At 62.1% G+C, this 256-nt stretch carries 1 pseudogene; it reads right to left on the minus strand.

The features are described from left to right. Positions 1 to 49: 49 nt before the first annotated feature. Positions 50 to 256 (minus strand): annotated as a pseudogene (locus ACPYOJ_RS35885) (hypothetical protein); the annotation flags it as partial.

Below are 256 nucleotides of genomic sequence, written 5' to 3' on the forward strand. Positions count from 1 at the left end.
AATTATACGATGACCGTCGAGATCTACACTCGACGAGTCTTGGGCAGCGTCAGGTGTGGATAAGGGCCAGGACCGCACGGTGAATCGTCTCTTCACTGGCGGAAAGGTGCAGGGTACGGCCATGGAACTGGCGCACGACCTCGATATCCCTGTCTCTTATACACATCTCCGAGCCCACGAGACTACGCTGCATCTGGGGTGCCGGCTTCTTTTTGGAAGAGGGGGGGGGGGGGGGGGGGGGGGGGGGGGGGGGGGG

The organism is Rhizobium sp. SVR5-9E (assembly GCF_056755095.1).